The following is a 19,237-nucleotide window of genomic DNA, read 5'->3' on the forward strand; positions in this document are numbered from 1 at the left end:
GGAGCGTCACGGAATGCATTCCCACGCAGAGCGTGGGAACGATCATCAACTGCCCAGCGCCCAGGACGCCAGCCAGAACAACCCGGCGGAGAGGCCTACGGTTGCCGGCAAGGTCAACACCCAGGCCATCAGGATGGTCTTGACCGTGCCGCCTTGCAGGCCGCTTTTGTTCGCGACCATGGTACCGGCCACGCCGGAAGACAACACGTGGGTGGTGGACACCGGCAGGGCGAAGATATTGGCGAAGCCGATCATGGTGGCGGTGGTGATCTGCGCCGACATGCCTTGGGCATAGGTCATGCCTTGCTTGCCGATCTTCTCGCCGATGGTCAGCACCACGCGTTTCCAGCCGACCATGGTGCCCAGGCCCAGGGCCAGTGCGACCGCGAGAATCACCCAGAACGGCGCGTACTCGGTCGTGGCGGTCAGGTCCTTGCGCAGCTTGTCGAGGTCGGACTTTTCACGCGCATCCAGGCCAGGCAGCTTGCCGACTTTCTTGGCGGTATCGTCCAGGCAGAGCAGGTAACGACGTACTTCGATGCGCTGGTCGGCACTCAACGCGTGGTAGTCGGAAACACCTTTGAGCGTATCAACCAGCGCGTTGATGGTCGGCTCGGTCTGCTGCGGGTTGCATTGGAACTTGCCCGGCAGATCGTCCTTCACACTTTTGCCCAGGGCCAGGAACTCGCCGAGCGTGGCATTGTTGCGCTGGTAGAACTGGCTCAAATGCACGGTGGCATCGCGGGTACGTTCGATCTGGTAGGTAGTGCTGCCCAGGTCGAGCACGAACTGCGCCGGCACGATACCGATCAGCACGAGCATGATCAGGCCGATACCTTTTTGCCCATCGTTGGAGCCGTGCACGAAGCTCACCGCCATGGCCGAAATCACCAGCACCAGGCGGTTCCAGAACGGCGGGTGCTTCTTGTCGTCAAGCTTGCGGCGCTGATCCGGGGTCTTGTGCATCTTCGACAGCGGGCGCCACCACTTCAGGCCAATCAGCACCAGGGCTGCGACGAGAAAGCCGGCCATCGGCGAGAACACCAGGGACGCACCGATATCGATCGCTTTCTGCCAGTTCACACCGTCAGCCAGGGGAATATCGTTGATCAGGGCGTTGGCCAGGCCCACACCGAGGATCGAGCCGATCAGCGTGTGGGAGCTGGAGGCCGGGATACCGAAGTACCAGGTGCCCAGGTTCCAGGTGATTGCCGCCGCCAACAATGAGAAGACCATCGCCAAACCATGGCCGGTGTTCACATTGATCAGCAACTCCACCGGCAGCAGATGCACGATGGCGTAGGCGACACCCACACCGCCGAGCAACACGCCGAGGAAGTTGAACACCCCGGAGAAGAACACCGCCAGGTGCGGCGGCATGGCCTTGGTATAGATGACTGTGGCCACCGCGTTAGCGGTGTCATGAAAGCCATTGATGAACTCGAAGGCGAGGACAAAGGCCAGGGCGAGCAACAGGCTCACTAGAACCCAAGCATCCAGTCCGCTGAATAAATCGATCATGAAGGTTTTCTGACCCGGTCGTAAGGGGGCGCGATTATGCCAGAAAACCTCGGTAATCGATGCATTAGCTGCTCATCGGTAACAATCTAGCGTGAAAAAAACCGGCCTGCACAGGCGCATCCCAGGGTTTTCGGGGCTTTGGCAAGTGCTTGATTTGTAAAGCCAGGGCGCGAAAAAACACGGTTTCGACACAAAAATGTCATGTGTGAAACATTTGTATGAAATTTCGTTAGCGGCAGTAGGGCGCCGACCAGTGGTTTTGAAGGTCGCTGCCCTTCGCAGGTGAAGATCGGCACCGACCGTAAAGCCTGGAGGCTCAACTCGCCCTAGGGCTCTTCGGCCTTGAGTTCTTGCTCGATCTTCTGGATTTCCTGGGCGAAAGCCTGGTCCAGCAGGCTGGCGCGCTTGCGCCAGGGCTTACGTTCCGGCTCAGGCTGGGCGGCGTAGGTGGTGACTTCCCCGCCGTAAACGTCCTTGTAACGTTGCTCCTGGCGCTCAAGTTCCGCGCGCAGTTCATCTTTCGTCACAGTGTTACCTAATTGAGTTGGGTTTAATAAGGGTACAACTTCATGCCAAAAGGCGCCTCGGGTGTACATACTTGAACCGACGCCCTGTTCAAGTTTAAGTAGGGACCTGAGATCGCTTTTTCAATCCACTGCTTTAATCGACCCTGCGCACGGGATGCGGCGCCGGGCGAGCTCCGATCCCAATAACTGAATTGGGCTGACCTCTGTACAGGCTGCATTATAGCGACGCATTTGAAGAACGCTATCGGCATAAATTTAAAAAGCCTCAACTTCATGTGCGAGTTTTGTTACATCACAACGTAAGTGTTGGCTGAACATATACCCCCAGGACAGCCGTTTTTTACCGGGCAACGCGCTATAGCGGGCTCGGCAACCGAGAATTGCGATAATCGCATCATCGTCCGATAATCGCCCAATGTTGCCGCCCTTGCCTTGTGCATCGCTCACCGTGCGGCTTGTAATAGCAGCCAGCCCTTCTGTGGTTGAAAACAAGAAAAAGGATCCCTGAAATGAACGATCAATTGCGCAACTCCTTCGCGTCGGTGGCGCCGCCGATCGTGGCATCACCGGCCAAGCGCATCCAGGCGTTCACCGGTGATCCGGACTTCATGACCTCCCTGGCCCGTGGCCTGGCCGTGGTGCAGGCGTTTCAGGAGCGCAAGCGTCACCTGACCATCGCCCAGATCAGCCATCGCACCGAAATTCCGCGTGCCGCCGTGCGCCGCTGCCTGCATACCTTGATCAAGCTGGGGTATGCCACCACCGATGGCCGTACCTACTCGTTGCTGCCCAAGGTGCTGACCCTGGGCCACGCCTATTTATCGTCGACCCCCCTGGCCGTGTCGGCCCAGCCCTACCTGGATCGCATGAGCGAACAGCTTCACGAGGCCTGCAACATGGCGACCCTTGAAGGCGACGACATTCTTTACATCGCCCGCTCGGCCACCACTCAGCGCCTGATTTCCGTTGACCTTTCCGTGGGCGGGCGCTTGCCGGCCTACTGCACCTCCATGGGCCGCATCCTGCTGGCCGCCCTGGATGACGCCTCGTTGCAGGATTACCTTGACCACGCCGACCTGCAAACCAAGACCAGTCGCACCTTGACCACGCCCGAAGCGTTGTTCGAATGCCTGCAACAAGTGCGTCAGCAGGGCTGGTGCATCGTCGATCAGGAACTGGAGCAGGGCCTGCGTTCGATCGCCGTACCGGTTTACGACGCATCCGGCCAGGTGTTGGCCGCGCTCAATGTCAGCACCCATGCCGGACGAGTCAGCCGCAGCGAGTTGGAGCAGCGGTTCCTGCCGAGCATGCTCAGCGCCAGTCGCGAGCTGAGCATGCAACTGTTTGCCTGAGTGTTCGGTGACCGCACAGAACCCGGCGTGATCAATTGACGCTGTTTCCCCTGGCTTATTAATGTGCGGCAGCGCTTAAGGGCGCGCTCCAATAATAATGGCGACCCCAGGTCGCTGGCCCGCCATCGGTGTGGAATAAAAATAATGAATCAGCCATCTGTCGGTTCTACCCTGGACGTGCAGTCCTTCATCAATGCCCAGCCCTTGTCACGTTACCAGTGGCGCGTGGTGATCCTGTGCTTCCTGATTGTCTTCCTCGACGGCCTCGACACCGCCGCCATGGGCTTTATCGCACCCGCGCTGTCCCAGGACTGGGGCATCGACCGCGCGAGCCTCGGCCCGGTGATGAGCGCCGCGTTGATCGGCATGGTCTTCGGCGCGCTGGGTTCCGGCCCGCTGGCCGACCGCTTCGGGCGCAAAGGGGTGCTGGTGGGCGCGGTGCTGGTGTTCGGTGCCTTCAGCCTGGCTTCGGCGTACAGCAGCAATGTCGATCAACTGCTGGTGTTGCGTTTCCTGACGGGCCTGGGGCTGGGCGCGGGCATGCCCAACGCCACCACGCTGCTCTCCGAATACACCCCCGAGCGGCACAAGTCGCTGTTGGTGACCAGCATGTTTTGCGGCTTCAACCTGGGCATGGCCGGTGGCGGGTTTATTTCGGCCAAGTTGATCCCGGCTTTCGGCTGGCACAGCCTGTTGCTGATCGGTGGCATCCTGCCGTTGATCCTGGGCGCGGTGCTGTTGGTGTGGTTGCCGGAGTCGGCGCGTTACCTGGTGGTGCGCAACCGTGGCACCGACAAGGTACGCAAGGCCCTGTCCCCGATTGAACCGGCCATTGTCGCCCAGGCCACTCACTTCAGCGTGCCGGAGCAAAAGACCGTCAAGGCGCGCAACGTGTTCGCGGTGATTTTTTCCGGTACCTACAGCGCCGGCACGCTGCTGCTGTGGCTCACCTATTTCATGGGCCTGGTGATTGTGTACCTGCTCACCAGTTGGCTGCCAACCCTGATGCGCGACAGTGGCGCCAGCATGGAGCAGGCCGCCTTTATCGGAGCCTTGTTCCAGTTTGGCGGCGTATTGAGCGCCGTCGGCGTGGGCTGGGCGATGGACCGGTTCAACCCGCACAAAGTGATTGGCACCTTCTACCTGTTGGCGGGGGTATTTGCCTACGCGGTCGGGCAGAGCCTGGGCAATATCACCCTGTTGGCGACCCTGGTGCTGATTGCCGGGATGTGCGTCAACGGTGCGCAATCGGCGATGCCCTCCCTGGCTGCGCGCTTCTACCCGACCCAGGGCCGCGCCACCGGCGTGTCGTGGATGCTCGGCATTGGCCGTTTCGGCGCGATTCTCGGTGCGTGGATGGGCGCTACCTTGCTGGGCCTGGGCTGGAACTTCGAGCAGGTGCTGACGGCGCTGGTGATTCCGGCGGGGTTGGCCACGGCAGCGGTGGTGATCAAGGGCATGGTCAGCCACGCCGATGCGACCTGACCTCTGGCGAGGTTAAAAGTGTGGGAGGGGGCTTGCCCCCGATTGCGGTGGGTCAGCCTGATAATTGCTGGCTGATACACCGCTATCGGGGGCAAGCCCCCTCCCACATTGGATCATCTGCGGTCAAGAAGTTAGCCAGGCAACAATGCGTTCGATAATCGAACGCTGAGTCGATTATCGGATTGTTCGGCCCATTCCCCCGGCTTAATCTTCAAGCACTTCGGCGCCCCCCTCAGCGCCTTTTTCGATCAACACCGGGAGCCCAACCCCATGGCTGAAATTCTCACCCTGCGCGATGCGGTCAAGCGCTTCGTGAACGACGGCGATACCGTCGCCCTCGAAGGCTTCACTCACCTGATCCCCACCGCCGCAGGTCATGAAATCATTCGTCAGGGCAAGAAAGACCTGACTTTGGTGCGTATGACGCCTGACCTGATCTACGACCAGTTGATCGGCGCCGGCTGTGCGCGCAAGTTGATTTTCTCCTGGGGCGGCAACCCGGGCGTGGGTTCCCTGCATCGTCTGCGCGACGCGGTGGAAAAACAGTGGCCGCAGCCGCTGGAGATCGAAGAACACAGCCATGCCGACCTGGCCAACGCCTACGTCGCCGGCGCCTCCGGCCTGCCGTTTGCGGTGCTGCGGGCCTACGCCGGTTCCGACTTGCCCAAGGTCAACCCGCTGATCAAGACCGTCACGTGCCCGTTTACTGGCGAAGTGCTGGCGGCCGTTCCGTCGGTACGCCCGGATGTGACGGTAATCCATGCGCAGAAGGCCGACCGCAAGGGCAACGTGCTGCTATGGGGCATTCTTGGCGTGCAGAAGGAAGCGGCCCTGGCGGCCAAGCGCTGCATCGTCACCGTCGAGGAAATCGTCGACGACCTGAACGCGCCGATGAACAGCTGCGTATTGCCGACCTGGGCCCTGACCGCCGTGTGCCATGTGCCCGGTGGCGCGCATCCGTCCTACGCCCATGGCTACAACGAGCGGGATAACCGTTTCTACCAGGCGTGGGACCCGATTGCCCGCGACCGTGGGACCTTTACCGCCTGGATCGACGAATACGTCCACGGCACTGCTGATTTCAGCGAGTTCCAGGCCAAGCTGGCCAGCGCGCAGGAGGCCAAGTAATGACCTACTCCACCAATGAAATGATGACCGTCGCCGCCGCGCGCCGCCTCAAGAATGGCTCGGTGTGCTTCGTCGGTATCGGCCTGCCGTCCAAGGCGGCCAACCTGGCGCGCCTGACCTCCTCGCCTGACGTGGTGCTGATCTACGAGTCCGGCCCGATTGGCGCCAAGCCCTCGGTGTTGCCGCTGTCCATCGGTGACGGTGAGTTGGCGGAAACCGCCGATACCGTGGTGCCCACCGGCGAAATCTTCCGTTACTGGCTGCAAGGCGGGCGCATCGACGTCGGCTTTCTCGGCGCGGCTCAGGTCGACCGTTTCGGCAACATCAACACCACCGTGGTCGGCGATTATCACCAGCCCAAGGTACGTTTGCCGGGTGCCGGCGGCGCGCCGGAAATTGCCGGTTCCGCCAAAAGCGTGTTGATCATCCTTAAACAGTCGTCCCGTTCGTTTGTCGACAAGCTGGACTTCATCACCTCGGTCGGCCACGGCGAAGGCGGCGATTCACGCAAACGCCTGGGCCTGCCGGGCGCCGGTCCGGTCGGCATCATTACCGACCTGTGCATCATGGAGCCGGAAGCGGGCAGCCATGAGTTCGTGGTCACTGCCTTGCACCCTGGGGTGACCCGCGAGCAAGTGGCCGCGGCGACCGGCTGGGCCATTCGTTTTGCCGACCAGGTCGAGGTGACCGCCGAACCGACTGAGGTTGAGCTGAGCGCCCTGCGTGACCTCGAAGCGCGCACCGCAGCCGCCCATGGCCAAGCACCGGGAGAAGCCTGATGCGCGATGTCTTTATCTGTGACGCCATTCGCACCCCCATCGGCCGCTTCGGCGGTGGCTTGTCCACGGTGCGCGCCGATGACCTGGCAGCCCTGCCGATCAAGGCGTTGATCGAACGCAACCCAACGGTGGAGTGGAGCGCCGTGGATGAAGTGTTCCTCGGCTGCGCCAACCAGGCCGGCGAAGACAACCGCAACGTGGCACGCATGGCGCTGCTGCTGGCGGGCCTGCCGGAGAGTATTCCCGGCGTGACCCTCAATCGCCTGTGCGCTTCGGGGATGGACGCCATCGGCACGGCCTTTCGCGCGATTGCCAGCGGCGAAATGGAGCTGGCGATTGCCGGCGGCGTCGAGTCGATGTCCCGCGCGCCGTTCGTGATGGGCAAGGCTGATGCTGCGTTCTCACGCACCATGAAGCTTGAAGACACCACCATCGGCTGGCGCTTTATCAACCCCTTGATGAAAGCCCAATACGGCGTCGACGCGATGCCGCAGACCGCCGATAACGTCGCCGACGACTACAATGTTTCGCGCGCCGACCAGGACGCCTTTGCTCTGCGCAGCCAGCAACGTACCGCTGCCGCGCAGGCCGCCGGCTTCTTTGCCGAAGAGATTGTGCCGGTGCGGGTGGCCCATAAAAAAGGCGAAACCGTGGTGGAGCATGATGAGCATCCACGGGACACCACCCTTGAGGCCCTGGCCAAACTCAAGCCGGTCAACGGCCCGGACAAGAGCGTCACCGCCGGCAACGCGTCGGGCGTCAACGATGGCGCCGCCGCGTTGATTCTGGCCTCGGCCGACGCGGTGAAAAAACACGGACTCACCGCCCGCGCCAGGGTGTTGGGCATGGCCAGTGCCGGCGTCGCCCCGCGCGTGATGGGGATCGGCCCGGTGCCGGCGGTGCGCAAGCTGGTGGAGCGCCTCGGTCTGGCGGTCACCGATTTTGACGTGATCGAACTCAACGAAGCCTTCGCCAGCCAAGGCCTGGCCGTGCTGCGCGAGTTGGGGATCGCCGACGACGCGCCGCAGGTCAACCCCAACGGCGGCGCCATCGCCCTGGGTCACCCCCTGGGTATGAGCGGTGCGCGGCTGGTACTGACAGCCCTGCACCAGTTGGAAAAAACCGGCGGGCGCAAAGGCCTGGCGACCATGTGCGTGGGCGTGGGCCAAGGCCTGGCCCTGGCGATTGAACGCGTCTGATAAGAGAGGATTGCTGCATGAATGACAAGCCCGGTTACCGGCGCCCGCACGCGGGCACTCAACCTGACTACCTGCACCCGGCCTACCAGTCGACGAACTTGCGTTCGCCCTCGCAGCCGTTGGTGTTCCTGCCCCATTCGTTGTCGGAAATCACCGGCCCGACCATCGGCGCCGAGCGCGTCAGCGAGAAAGACAACGACCTGACCGCCCAGCACGAGGGCGAGCCCCAGGGCGAACGCATCATCATTCACGGGCGGGTGCTGGACGAGAACGGCCTGCCGGTGCCGGGCATCCTCGTGGAGATCTGGCAGGCCAATGCCGCCGGTCGCTACAACCACGAGCGCGACCTGCACGATGCGCCGCTGGACCCGAACTTCACCGGCACCGGGCGCACCGTCACCGACGCCGAGGGCTGGTACCAGTTCCAGACCATCAAGCCCGGCGCCTACCCGTGGGGCAATCACCACAACGCCTGGCGCCCGGCGCATATCCACTTTTCGCTGTTCGGACCCAGCGTGCTGACGCGGCTGGTCACGCAAATGTATTTCCCCGGCGACCCGCTGCTCGAATACGACCCGATCTACAACTGCGTGCCGGACACCAGTGCCAAGCAACGCCTGATCGCAAGCTTCGATCTGGAAAAAACCATTCCTTCCTATGCCCTCGGCTACCGCTGGGACATCGTCCTGCGCGGCCGCGACGCCACGCCGATGGAGAAATGAGATGAGCCTTTACGCAACCACGTCCCACACCGTCGGGCCGTATTACCACATCGGCCTGACCTGGCTGAACCGCGAAGACCTGACGGTCGCCGCCACCCTGGGCGAACGCGTGGCGATCAGCGGGCAGGTGGTGGACGGCAACGGCGATGTGGTCAACGACGCCATGCTTGAGGTCTGGCAGGCCAACGCCGCCGGCAAGTACGACCACCCGGAAGACGAACAGGACAAAGCGCTGGATCCCAACTTCGAAGGCTTTGGCCGCGTGCCGGTGGATGCCCAAGGGCGCTTCCGCTTTACTACGATCAAGCCGGGCAGTGTGCCGGGGCTTCAAGGCACGACCCAGGCACCGCATCTGGTGGTGCTGGTGTTTGCGCGCGGGTTGGTGAAGCACTTGCTGACGCGGATTTATTTTGACGGTGAGGCGTTGAATGGGGATGACCCCTTGCTGGCGTGTGTGCCGGCGCAGCGTCGCGGTACGTTGATTGCCAGGCAGGATGCGGCTGGGGTTTATCAGTGGGATGTGGTTTTGCAGGGGACAGACAGGGAAACGGTGTTTTTCGATTATTGAGTTGGCTGTAGGGCCCTATCGGGGGCAAGCCCCCTCCCACATTTGAATGTATTCACAAGTCCAAGTGTGGGAGGGGGCTTGCCCCCGATGGGGCCCCTACAAGCACTCCATAGCCAAAAGTCTGCTTGCATGACACGGTTGTTGCAAAGTATGTCTAGGCTATAACCGTTCCCACTGAGTAAAAACCATGACAACAAAAACCAGTCACTACACCGGAGAAGAACGCAGCAAAAGGATTTTTGCGATTGTCGGTGCTTCCTCCGGCAACCTGGTCGAATGGTTCGACTTCTACGTCTATGCCTTCTGCGCCATTTACTTTGCGCCGGCCTTTTTCCCCTCGGACGACCCCACCGTCCAACTGCTCAACACCGCCGGCGTGTTCGCCGCCGGGTTCCTGATGCGTCCGATCGGCGGCTGGCTGTTTGGCCGGGTGGCCGACAAACATGGCCGCAAGAATTCCATGATGATCTCGGTGCTGATGATGTGCGCCGGTTCCCTGGTCATCGCTTTCCTGCCGACCTACAAGGATATCGGCGCCTGGGCCCCGGCGTTGCTGCTGGTGGCGCGGCTGTTCCAGGGGTTGTCGGTGGGGGGCGAATACGGCACCACCGCGACCTACATGAGCGAAGTGGCGCTCAAGGGCCAGCGCGGTTTCTTCGCCTCGTTCCAGTACGTGACCCTGATTGGCGGGCAACTGCTGGCGGTGCTGGTGGTGGTGATCCTGCAACAGATCCTCACCGAAGAGGAATTGCGTGCCTGGGGCTGGCGCATTCCGTTCGTGATCGGCGCCATCGCGGCGGTGATCTCCCTGTTGCTGCGCCGCACCCTCAAGGAAACCACCAGCAAGGAAATGCGCGAGGACAAGGACGCCGGCAGTATCGTCGCGCTGTTCCGTGACCACGGCAAAGCCTTCATCACCGTGCTGGGCTACACCGCCGGCGGCTCGCTGATTTTCTATACCTTCACCACCTACATGCAGAAATACCTGGTGAACACCGTCGGCATGCACGCCAAGACCTCCAGCTACATCATGACCGGCGCGCTGTTTCTGTACATGTGCATGCAGCCGCTGTTCGGCATGCTCGCCGACAAGATCGGCCGGCGCAATTCCATGCTCTGGTTCGCCGGCCTCGGCACGCTGTTCACGGTGCCGATCCTGCTTACCCTGAAAACCGTCACCAGTCCGTTCCTGGCTTTTGTGCTGATCACGCTGGCACTGGCGATCGTCAGCTTCTATACCTCCATCAGTGGCCTGGTCAAAGCCGAGATGTTCCCGCCCCAGGTGCGTGCCTTGGGCGTGGGCCTGGCGTATGCCGTGGCCAACGCGGTGTTCGGCGGTTCGGCGGAAGTGGTTGCGTTGAGCCTGAAGTCCATCGGTATGGAAAACACTTTCTACTGGTACGTCACCGCAATGATGGCCGTGGCGTTCCTGTTCAGCTTGCGCCTGCCGAAACAGGCGGCGTACCTGCATCACGATTTGTAAGGGATGAGTTATGACACTGCGCACGAGCAACCAACTGTTCGACGCCTACTTCACCGCTGACAGTATGGCCGAGGTGTTCTGTGACCAGGGCCGCCTGCAGGGCATGCTGGATTTCGAGGCCGCGCTGGCCCGGGCCGAGGCCCAGGTCGGGTTGATCCCGCAGGCCGCCGTGGCGCCGATTGCCCAGGCCTGCCTGGCGTCGCTGTATGACGTGGATGCGCTCAGTGTGGCGATTGCCACGGCGGGCAATTCGGCGATTCCAGTGGTCAAGGCGCTGGGCAAGTTGATTGCCGCTGAAGACGCCGGGGCCGAGCGCTATGTGCACCTGGGGGCAACCAGCCAGGATGTGATGGACACCGGCCTGGTGGTGCAATTGCGCCGCGCGCTGGAGCTGATCGAAGCGGACCTGGCGCGCCTGGGCGATGTATTGGCGGCCCAGGCGCAGCGGCATGCATCGACCCCTCTGGTCGGGCGCACCTGGCTGCAACACGCTACGCCCGTCACCCTGGGCATGAAGATCGCCGGCTGGCTGGGCGCGGTGACGCGCAGTCGCCAGCGCCTGGTGGAATTGAAACCGCGTTTGCTGGTGCTGCAGTTTGGCGGTGCCTCGGGCACCCTGGCTGCGCTGGGCGAGCAGGCCATGCCGGTGGCGCAGGCCTTGGCCGCCGAGCTGCAACTTAGCCTGCCCGAGCAGCCGTGGCACACCCAACGTGATCGTCTGGTGGAGTTTGCCAGCGTGCTTGGCCTGATCGCCGGCAGCCTTGGCAAGCTCGGCCGCGACATCAGCCTGTTGATGCAAACCGAAGCGGCGGAAGTGTTTGAGCCCTCCGCGCCGGGCAAGGGCGGCTCTTCGACCATGCCGCACAAGCGCAACCCGGTCGGCGCCGCCGTGCTGATCAGCGCCGCGACCCGCGTGCCCGGCCTGGTGGCGACGATGTTCAGTGCCATGCCCCAGGAGCACGAGCGTAGCCTGGGACTGTGGCACGCCGAATGGGAAACCTTGCCGCAGATCTGCCGATTGGTCTCGGGGGCACTGGAACAGGCGCTGCTGGTCAGCGAAGGGCTGGAGGTGGATGCCGAGCGCATGGCCCGCAATCTCGAGCTGACCCAGGGCCTGGTGCTGGCCGAAGCCGTCAGCAGCGTGCTGGCTCAGCGCCTGGGCCGTGAAACCGCGCACCACTTGCTGGAGCAGTGCTGCAAACGCGCGGTCGCCGAGCAGCGGCATTTGCGTGCCGTGCTGGCGGACCAGCCGCAGGTCACCGCCCAGTTGTCGTCGGCCGAACTGGACCGTCTGCTCGACCCGGCCAACTACCTGGGCCAGGCCTCTACCTGGGTCAGCCGCGCCGTGACCGAACACTTTGCATTGACTGCGTAAGGAGAACGCTGTGGCTTTCGTACAACTCGCCGAGGGCGACCTGCATTACCAACTCGATGGGCCCGCCGATGCACCGGTACTGGTGCTGTCCAACTCCCTGGGTACTGACCTGCATATGTGGGACATCCAGGTGCCGGCATTCACCCAGCATTTTCGCGTGCTGCGTTTCGATACTCGCGGCCATGGCAAATCCCTGGTCACCGAGGGGCCCTACAGCATCGAACAGTTGGGCCAGGATGTGCTGGCGCTGTTGGATACGCTGGGCATCCAGCGTGCCCATTTCTGTGGGTTGTCCATGGGCGGGTTGATCGGCCAATGGTTGGGCATCAACGCCGGCACGCGGCTCGATCGCCTGGTGGTCTGCAACACCGCTGCCAAGATCGGCACGCCTGAGGTGTGGAACCCGCGTATCGAAACGGTGTTGCGCGATGGCGCGGCGGCGATGGTTGCACTGCGTGATGCCTCGATTGCACGCTGGTTCACCGCCGATTTTGCCGCCGCCAACCCCCACCAGGCCGAGCAGATCACCGACATGCTCGCGGCCACCTCGCCCCAAGGCTATGCCGCCAACTGCGCGGCGGTGCGCGATGCGGATTTCCGTCATCAGTTGGCGTCGATCAAAGTGCCCACCCTGGTGATTGCCGGCACGGAAGACGCGGTGACACCACCCGCCGGCGGTCACTTTATCCAGAACCATGTGAAGGGCGCCGAATACGCCGAGTTCTATGCGGCGCATCTGTCCAATGTACAAGCCGGCGCTGCGTTCAGCGACCGCGTGATTGAATTTCTGCTGGGTCGCTGAGGAGCTTTTCGTGGACGAGAAACAACGTTATGCCGAGGGGCTGCAAGTGCGCCGTGAAGTGCTGGGCGACGCCCATGTGGAGCGCAGCCTCAATGCCCTGACCGAGTTCAACAGCGAGTTTCAGGAGATGATCACTCGCCATGCGTGGGGCGATATCTGGACCCGCCCGGGTTTGCCACGGCATACCCGCAGCCTGATCACCATCGCGATGCTGATCGGCATGAACCGCACCGAAGAGTTGAAGCTGCATTTACGTGCCGCCGCCAGCAACGGCGTGACCCGCGCCGAGATCAAGGAAGTGCTGATGCAAAGCGCGATTTATTGCGGGATACCGGCGGCGAATGCGACGTTCCATTTGGCCGAGTCGGTGTGGGATGAGTTGGGTATCGAGTCGCGCCAACCCTGAGTTGAAATGCGTTCAAAATATGGGAGGGGGCTTGCCCCAATGCCGTCTGTAGGAGCGAGCTTGCTCGCGAAAAGCTCACAGGCACCGCGTTCATTCAGAAAGTACGCGTTATCGTTGACGTTTTTCGCGAGCAAGCTCGCTCCTACAGGACTTCATTGACTGTGGAGGTCAGTTGGCATCGGCATCCCACAGCCAATTCCACACCCCCGGCAGATGCACCGGCTCGTTCACCTCCTTGACCGTGCGGGCCAGCGCCGCGCGTTGCAGGGTGGCGGTGTCGGTGTAGAAGGGCTCGGCGGCGGTCTTCAGGCCGTTGATGCGGGCGCTGTCCATCAGGATCTGCAGGTACTCCTGCAGATGCCGTGCGGTGTAGCGGTTGATGTCATGGAAGGTCACCACCACCGGTATCACGCCGTCCACCGTCGGCAACTCACCCAATGCGATGCGCTCACGCACCACTGACAGCTGCCGGTACAGGTTGGCGCGACGGCGTGGGCTGCCGTTGAAGCCCCAGATCTTGCCGTCGTTGGCACTCAGGTCGGTCAACAGCACCTGCATGCCGTGGCGTCGGTAGGCGGCGAACGTGCGGTGGTCGTAGTTCCAGAACGGTGGCCGCACCAGCAGGGGCGGCGTGCCGGTGATGGCGGCGATGTCCGCCGCGCCCTGGGTCAGGGTGCGTTCCAGCTCGGCGTCACTGAGCCAGCGATGATTGGTATGAAACGTCGTCGCCGTGTGGAAGGCCAGCACATGGCCGGCGGCATACTCACGCACCATGGTCTTGCGGCCCCGCGCGCTGCCACCTGAACGGGCGGCTTGGGTCTGTAGAAAGAACACCGCCTTGATCCCTGGCGATACCGGGTTATCGGCCAGATCGGCCACCACTGAACGGCTCGGGTTGTTGTAGCCCGAGGCGCTGGGGCCGTCATCGAAGGTCAGCAGGAAACGGATTGGCGCCCGGGCCTGCAGGCGTTGCTCGGTCTGCGGCGTCAGGGCGATGGGCGAGCCGATACAGCCGCCCAGGCTCAGGGCCAGGGCGAACACTGCGATAGCGGAGGCGAAGGTTTTCATGCTGTGCGCGGGCTCGAATGAGAGGCCGCTGCTGGGGCGATCAGCAGCGGCAGGCGCGCACCATACAGTAACTGCGGCGCCGGTTTACAGCAGACTTATCGGGTAGCTGACGATCAACCGGTTTTCATCGAACTCATTGTTGCTGTAGTCACGCCGCATGCTGGAGTTGCGCCAGCGCAGGGTCAGGTTTTTCAGGCTGCCGCTTTGTACGGTGTAGCCCAATTCGCTTTCGCGCCCCCATTCCTTGCCGTCGGTCACCGTGCCGGTGTGCACGTTGCTGCCGCTGATATAGCGGTTCATCAGGGTAAGGCCCGGTACGCCAAGGGCGGCGAAGTTGTAGTCGTGGCGAACCTGCCAGGATTTTTCCTCGGCGTTGTCGTAGCTCGAGTTATAACTGTCGTTGGCCAGAGTGCCGCCGCTGGTGCCGTTGACACGCATCCAGGCGCTGTTGCCGGTGAGTTTTTGCAGGCCGACATAGAAGGTGTTGCCGCCGTGGCGGGCGGACAGCAAGCCGGACCAGGTCTTGTTGTCCAGCTCACCTGCCCGGGCGCTGCCGTCGTCCTTGCCGTAGAAGAACCCCAGGTTGGCGCCCAGGGTCCAGTCGCCCACGGGCTGGCTGTGAATCAGATTGACGAACTGCTGGCGGTAGATGTCCTTGAGCTGGGCATTCCACACTCCGACTTGCGTGCGTTTGTCGTTGAAGGCGTATTCGGCACCCTGGAAGTTGAAGCGATCGGACGTGAACGCGGTTTTGCCGGTCATCGACATGTCGCGCATGCTGCTGTCGTCCCGCGGGCTGTTGGCACGGAACTGACCGCCATACAGGGTCAGGCCATCGATTTCCTTTGACGTGATCTGCCCGCCGCGCAGGGTCTGCGGCAATGAGCGACCATCGTCCGAGCGCAGGATCGGCAGCACCGGCATCCATTCACCGACTTTCACTTCAGTCCTGGAAACCCGCGCCTTGAAGGCCACGCCCAGGCGACCGAACGCATCGGCTGGGCGGCCGTCGTGGTCCAGCGGCAATAACTGCGTGCCACCGGTGCCACGCCCGCCATCGAGCTTGAGCGAGTACAAACCCAGCACGTCGACACCGAAACCGACCGTGCCTTGAGTGAACCCGGACTTGGCGTCGAGGATGAAACTTTGCGTCCACTCCTGCGCGCCGCCCTGGGTTTTGGTCGGGTTGGTGTAATTGCGGTTGAAGAAGAAATTGCGCAGGTTGAGGTTGGCGCTGGCGTCCTCGAGAAAACCGTGTTCTTCGGCGACGACGGGCAGGGCAAGGCTGGCGACAGCGGTTGCCAGCAATAGCTGGCGCGGGCGGAACGTGCTCATGGTGTTGGACCTGTTGTTATTGGGGTTATGCAGGTGCGGGCCATGGTGCGGGGCGGTACGGGGGCGATGAAAGTGGGGGAGAGCGGGTTGTGTGCGATGATCGAACGCAAGTTGCGGGCCTGCGCAATACGCTCAGGCCCGAGCGTCTCGTTACCGTTTGGGCAGGTCGATATGGGACCATGGCACCGCTGGCAGGTAATGCTGCGCGGCGATGATCACCGCCACCATCACCACCAGGAATACCACTTGCAGCGGGCTCCAGAAGGCCCAATGCAGGCCATTGAGCCACGGAAATTTCAGACTTTTCTCACCCATGTGGCCGATGCGTTTGCTGTGCAGCAGGTTGATCAGCAGCATCCCGGCATACGTAATCGCTCCCAGAATGCCCAGTGCCAGCCCGCACACCCCGAGCATGGCCAATTGCGGGATGCCGTGGCGTAACACCAGCCAATACTGGTTGGGGTTGACGCGTTTAGGGATCAAATACTGGCTCAGCCACACGTCCGCAACTACAAAGGACGCACTCATCCCGGCCCACATCTGCGTGATCCGAAAGAAGACCGCGGCCGGCAAGATCGCCAATACCACTAAGATGAGTACAACCCCGAAGTCCAGCTTTTCGGTTTCAACGTGAACGAGGTTCAGGACAGCGGCCAAGGCAAAGATCGCCCAGAGCCGGATAAGCACATGGGCGTAAATCGGTCGTGGGACGAATTTGCGCCAGAAGAACAGGTCGCTTTGGGGCAGGCGTTCGATCAACTGCGGATAACGCCAGGTCAGGGTTTCGCCCAGATGCTGGCAAGCGTTCCATTCGTTTTGGCCAAACCTGCCGATGATGCGCATCTGTTGGGTTGCGGTCATGGGCGTGAGCAACAAGCGCGCGGCCAGGGCATCGGCGCAGGTGCGCCGGGTGTCCTGGGCTTTGTCTTGGAGGCTGATATAAAAGCTTTCCTGCTCGCAACGCGACACCAGGCTGCGCCACATCCACGCGGGTTCCGCAAACACGCCTTTCTGGTCGTCCCAGCCAAAGGTCTGGCACACGCGTTCAAACAGCGGCACGCTCCATTGGGTGTCGTGCAGCAGTTGCAGAATAATGTGTTGCCACTGTTGCTGCTGATCGAACACCCGCAGCCAGGCTTGCTCGTTGTAGTGCGTCAGTTGGGTGATGAACTCGCGCTCGGCCTTTTGCTCCAGCAGTTCCTGCAAGTTGAGGCGATAGTCCTGCAACAGCTCACTGGTCAGTGCATCGTGCTGCCATGGCGTCATGGCCACCCGTTGCCAGGGTGTCAGCCATTCCAGATGTTGCATCGCCCAACGGGTAATTGCACTGCGCTCGCCGGGGGCTTCAAAGCAGTGGCGCAGCAGGCCGGCCTGGAAGGCGTCGCTGCAGTCCTGTTGCCGGGCCTGGGCCCAGCGCTCATCGAGGTTGTCGGCGTTGAGGCCGGTGAGCAACGCGTGGACCGGGTCAGGTTTTGGCGCTTCAAAGGGCGCGGGGCTCAAGGGACGGACATCCATCAGCTCGGCCAAATCCTTGAGGTGGCTGTCGGTCTGTTCGACAACGGCAGTTGCGCGCTCTTCCTCTTCGTTGTCTGCACGCCAGCGTGCGTACCCCAATGCAGCCTCATAGGCTTCGCGCAGACGCTGGAACCCTTCGGGATCATCGTCCGGGCGGCAGCTTTTCAGCAGTCGCGCGTAGGTTCGCTTGATGGTCCGTTCGTCGGCATCGTCCGCCAATTGCAACACTGTCCAACAGTCCATGTGGATTTCCTTCAGCGCCAGAACCCGTTATCGAGTTGCTCAAGTTGTCGGGTCAGTTCGCTGCGGGCCTCACGGATGCGGCGCTCGTCCTGGGTGTCGAGCACTTGCTGAAACTGCGCGGCCCAGTGTCCGAGTTGCTCGCGCAGCTCGCCCAGGCTTTCCTGGTAGAGCCGTTCGAGGCGGGCGGTCAGCACGGTGTTGACTTGCTGGTCGCGCGGGTGAATTTTCAACAATGCCAACGCTTGCAGGCGTTGCTGGATCTCTTGCGGGCTGAGCACGCCAGGATTGTTTTCGATCACCAGCGAGTGCTGCTCGCCGGTCAGCGGAATGTTCACCTGGGCTTCGAGCAAACCGTTGTTGTCGTAGGTGAAGCGCACGTCCAGTGAGACTTCGCCAGCCTTGCGCTTGGGCACGGGGATTTCCAACTGGCCCAGTTCGATGTTGTCTTTCACCAGACGGCTTTCGCCCTGGTAGATTTTCAGCAGCACGCGGGGCTGGTCGTCGTAGAGCGTGACCACGCTTTTGACCCGGCTCACCGGCACGCTGCTGTTGCGTTCGATCAGCGGCAGGTAATGCCCGCTTTCGATATGGCCGCCGTACTGGTTCGAGGTTTCGATACCGAGGGTGTAGGGGCAGACGTCGGTCAGCACGATTTCTTCCAGTGCCGCCGAGCGGGCCTTGAGCGCGGCCTGGATCGCCGCGCCGTGGGCGACCACCTGGTCCGGGTCGAGGCTGATGGACGGGAAACGCCCGAACAAACCAGCGGCCAGTTTGCGCACCAGCGGCATGCGCGTGGTGCCGCCGACCAGCAGGATTTCATCCAGGTCACCGACCCGAATGCGTGCGTCTCGCAGGGCGCGTTCAATCGGTGCGCGCAGGCGTTCCAACAAGGGCGTGTAGAGCTTGGCGAGTTCGGCCTGGGTGATGGTTGTGACCCACTGCTGGCCATCGATACGCAGGGCGAACTCGGCGCTGTCGTCCTGGCCCAAGGCTTTGCGCACGCGCTCGGCTTCGCGACGCAGGGCTTGCAACACACTGCGGGTGGGCGGGAAACCCTGGGCATTGCGCTGGCTGTCGACGAAGTGTTCCAGCAACAACGTGTCGAAGTCTTCGCCGCCCAGGAAGTTGTCGCCGGCGCTGGCGCGTACTTCCATCACACCGTCGAACAGCTCGATGATCGACACGTCAAAGGTGCCGCCGCCGAGATCGAAAACCAGGAACGAGGTTTCCTTGTCACGCTGGTGCAAGCCATAAGCCAAGGCGGCGGCGGTGGGTTCGTTGATCAGTTTTTCAACATTGAGCCCGGCCAGTTCACCGGCAATGCGCGTGGCTTTGCGCTGGCCGTCGCTAAAGTAGGCGGGCACGCTGATCACCGCTTCGGTGACGGTTTGGCCATAGGTGCGCTCGATGTCTTCCTTGAGGCTTTTGAGGACCAGCGCCGACAGCTCTTCGGGGCGGAACGAGCGGTCGCCCAGGCGCACTTCGGTGGCACTGCCCATGTAGCGCTTGAACAGCGATGTGGTCAGGTGCGGGTGAGTATGCAGGCGTTCCTTGGCGGCTTGGCCCACCAGGATACGGCCTTGATCATCCAGGCCTACCACGCTTGGGGTCAGCAACTGGCCAAGTGCATTGGGCACCATTTCGGCGGCATCGCCGCGCCACACGGCGGCCAGGCTATTGGTCGTGCCCAGGTCAATGCCTACGATCATTACGACAAGCTCCCTCTGTG

Annotated in this window: 18 protein-coding genes; 11 read left to right on the forward strand and 7 right to left on the reverse strand. The window is 62.2% G+C overall.

The window, feature by feature from the left end; translation table 11 throughout:
* Positions 1–45 precede the first annotated feature (45 nt).
* The 3 genes from J1G34_RS22840 to J1G34_RS22850 all read right to left on the reverse strand — a co-directional run bounded on the left by J1G34_RS22840 (position 46) and on the right by J1G34_RS22850 (position 2,540).
* On the reverse strand, positions 46–1,521 hold the full coding sequence (locus J1G34_RS22840) for an inorganic phosphate transporter (protein ID WP_057723136.1): 1,476 nt from the start codon (positions 1,519–1,521) through the stop codon (positions 46–48).
* Positions 1,522–1,847: 326 nt separating this feature from the next.
* Complete coding sequence (locus tag J1G34_RS22845; protein ID WP_003172389.1) at positions 1,848–2,048, reverse strand: hypothetical protein; 201 nt, start codon at positions 2,046–2,048, stop codon at positions 1,848–1,850.
* 255 nt (positions 2,049–2,303) lie between these two features.
* Entirely contained in the window at positions 2,304–2,540 is a 237-nt protein-coding gene (locus J1G34_RS22850) for a M15 family metallopeptidase domain-containing protein (RefSeq protein ID WP_130138537.1), read from the reverse strand.
* 17 nt (positions 2,541–2,557) lie between these two features.
* Here J1G34_RS22850 and pcaR point away from each other — a divergent pair, with 17 nt between their 5' ends.
* The 11 genes from pcaR (at position 2,558) to pcaC (ending at position 13,347) form a co-directional block, all read left to right on the forward strand.
* The gene (gene pcaR / locus J1G34_RS22855) at positions 2,558–3,400 is read left to right on the forward strand and encodes a pca regulon transcriptional regulator PcaR (RefSeq protein ID WP_065886157.1); all 843 of its coding nucleotides are present in this window, start codon (positions 2,558–2,560) and stop codon (positions 3,398–3,400) included.
* Positions 3,401–3,544: 144 nt separating this feature from the next.
* Complete coding sequence (locus J1G34_RS22860; RefSeq protein ID WP_065893420.1) at positions 3,545–4,885, forward strand: MFS transporter; 1,341 nt, start codon at positions 3,545–3,547, stop codon at positions 4,883–4,885.
* Between the two features lie 270 nt (positions 4,886–5,155).
* Positions 5,156–6,013 (forward strand): CoA transferase subunit A, encoded by an 858-nt coding sequence (locus J1G34_RS22865; RefSeq protein WP_130138538.1) that lies wholly within the window; start codon positions 5,156–5,158, stop codon positions 6,011–6,013.
* Entirely contained in the window at positions 6,013–6,792 is a 780-nt protein-coding gene (locus J1G34_RS22870) for a CoA-transferase subunit beta (protein ID WP_222994669.1), read from the forward strand. The genes J1G34_RS22865 and J1G34_RS22870 overlap by 1 nt, the downstream gene beginning before the upstream one ends.
* Positions 6,789–7,991, forward strand: coding sequence for a 3-oxoadipyl-CoA thiolase (pcaF, locus tag J1G34_RS22875; RefSeq protein ID WP_176717566.1), 1,203 nt, complete (start codon positions 6,789–6,791; stop codon positions 7,989–7,991). Before J1G34_RS22870 ends, pcaF begins: the two co-directional genes overlap by 4 nt.
* 17 nt (positions 7,992–8,008) lie before the next feature.
* Positions 8,009–8,713 (forward strand): protocatechuate 3,4-dioxygenase subunit beta, encoded by a 705-nt coding sequence (pcaH, locus tag J1G34_RS22880; protein WP_065886162.1) that lies wholly within the window; start codon positions 8,009–8,011, stop codon positions 8,711–8,713.
* A 1-nt stretch (position 8,714) separates the two neighbouring features.
* Positions 8,715–9,281: a protocatechuate 3,4-dioxygenase subunit alpha gene (gene pcaG / locus J1G34_RS22885; RefSeq protein WP_065893422.1), complete on the forward strand. Its 567-nt coding sequence runs from the start codon at positions 8,715–8,717 to the stop codon at positions 9,279–9,281.
* Positions 9,282–9,468: 187 nt separating this feature from the next.
* Positions 9,469–10,764: an MFS family transporter gene (locus tag J1G34_RS22890; RefSeq protein WP_065886164.1), complete on the forward strand. Its 1,296-nt coding sequence runs from the start codon at positions 9,469–9,471 to the stop codon at positions 10,762–10,764.
* A 10-nt stretch (positions 10,765–10,774) separates the two neighbouring features.
* Complete coding sequence (locus J1G34_RS22895) at positions 10,775–12,139, forward strand: 3-carboxy-cis,cis-muconate cycloisomerase (protein WP_122682318.1); 1,365 nt, start codon at positions 10,775–10,777, stop codon at positions 12,137–12,139.
* 10 nt (positions 12,140–12,149) lie between these two features.
* On the forward strand, positions 12,150–12,941 hold the full coding sequence (gene pcaD, locus J1G34_RS22900) for a 3-oxoadipate enol-lactonase (protein ID WP_122483421.1): 792 nt from the start codon (positions 12,150–12,152) through the stop codon (positions 12,939–12,941).
* Between the two features lie 10 nt (positions 12,942–12,951).
* On the forward strand, positions 12,952–13,347 hold the full coding sequence (pcaC, locus tag J1G34_RS22905; protein ID WP_065893425.1) for a 4-carboxymuconolactone decarboxylase: 396 nt from the start codon (positions 12,952–12,954) through the stop codon (positions 13,345–13,347).
* Positions 13,348–13,515: 168 nt separating this feature from the next.
* On the opposite strand, the gene J1G34_RS22910 is transcribed toward pcaC, so the two are convergent.
* The 4 genes from J1G34_RS22910 to J1G34_RS22925 all read right to left on the reverse strand — a co-directional run bounded on the left by J1G34_RS22910 (position 13,516) and on the right by J1G34_RS22925 (position 19,217).
* A complete protein-coding gene (locus J1G34_RS22910; protein WP_222994670.1) occupies positions 13,516–14,415 on the reverse strand; it encodes a polysaccharide deacetylase family protein in 900 nt (299 codons plus the stop codon).
* Between the two features lie 84 nt (positions 14,416–14,499).
* On the reverse strand, positions 14,500–15,750 hold the full coding sequence (locus J1G34_RS22915) for an OprD family porin (protein ID WP_065897029.1): 1,251 nt from the start codon (positions 15,748–15,750) through the stop codon (positions 14,500–14,502).
* A 150-nt stretch (positions 15,751–15,900) separates the two neighbouring features.
* A complete protein-coding gene (locus tag J1G34_RS22920; RefSeq protein WP_222994671.1) occupies positions 15,901–17,508 on the reverse strand; it encodes a J domain-containing protein in 1,608 nt (535 codons plus the stop codon).
* An 11-nt stretch (positions 17,509–17,519) separates the two neighbouring features.
* Positions 17,520–19,217: a molecular chaperone HscC gene (locus J1G34_RS22925; protein WP_065886171.1), complete on the reverse strand. Its 1,698-nt coding sequence runs from the start codon at positions 19,215–19,217 to the stop codon at positions 17,520–17,522.
* Positions 19,218–19,237 lie beyond the last annotated feature (20 nt).

Origin of the sequence: Pseudomonas sp. Wu6 (genome assembly GCF_019891515.1) — a bacterium.
Lineage (GTDB): Bacteria > Pseudomonadota > Gammaproteobacteria > Pseudomonadales > Pseudomonadaceae > Aquipseudomonas > Aquipseudomonas orientalis_A.

Excerpts from the sequence above, each read along its gene's own strand:
- J1G34_RS22840 (WP_057723136.1), bottom strand. The coding sequence starts at position 1,521 with ATGATCGATTTATTCAGCGGACTGGATGCTTGGGTTCTAGTGAGCCTG.
- pcaR (WP_065886157.1), top strand. The coding sequence starts at position 2,558 with ATGAACGATCAATTGCGCAACTCCTTCGCGTCGGTGGCGCCGCCGATC.
- J1G34_RS22860 (WP_065893420.1), top strand. The coding sequence starts at position 3,545 with ATGAATCAGCCATCTGTCGGTTCTACCCTGGACGTGCAGTCCTTCATC.
- J1G34_RS22865 (WP_130138538.1), top strand. The coding sequence starts at position 5,156 with ATGGCTGAAATTCTCACCCTGCGCGATGCGGTCAAGCGCTTCGTGAAC.
- J1G34_RS22870 (WP_222994669.1), top strand. The coding sequence starts at position 6,013 with ATGACCTACTCCACCAATGAAATGATGACCGTCGCCGCCGCGCGCCGC.
- pcaH (WP_065886162.1), top strand. The coding sequence starts at position 8,009 with ATGAATGACAAGCCCGGTTACCGGCGCCCGCACGCGGGCACTCAACCT.
- pcaG (WP_065893422.1), top strand. The coding sequence starts at position 8,715 with ATGAGCCTTTACGCAACCACGTCCCACACCGTCGGGCCGTATTACCAC.
- J1G34_RS22890 (WP_065886164.1), top strand. The coding sequence starts at position 9,469 with ATGACAACAAAAACCAGTCACTACACCGGAGAAGAACGCAGCAAAAGG.
- J1G34_RS22895 (WP_122682318.1), top strand. The coding sequence starts at position 10,775 with ATGACACTGCGCACGAGCAACCAACTGTTCGACGCCTACTTCACCGCT.
- J1G34_RS22910 (WP_222994670.1), bottom strand. The coding sequence starts at position 14,415 with ATGAAAACCTTCGCCTCCGCTATCGCAGTGTTCGCCCTGGCCCTGAGC.
- J1G34_RS22915 (WP_065897029.1), bottom strand. The coding sequence starts at position 15,750 with ATGAGCACGTTCCGCCCGCGCCAGCTATTGCTGGCAACCGCTGTCGCC.
- J1G34_RS22920 (WP_222994671.1), bottom strand. The coding sequence starts at position 17,508 with ATGGACTGTTGGACAGTGTTGCAATTGGCGGACGATGCCGACGAACGG.
- J1G34_RS22925 (WP_065886171.1), bottom strand. The coding sequence starts at position 19,217 with ATGATCGTAGGCATTGACCTGGGCACGACCAATAGCCTGGCCGCCGTG.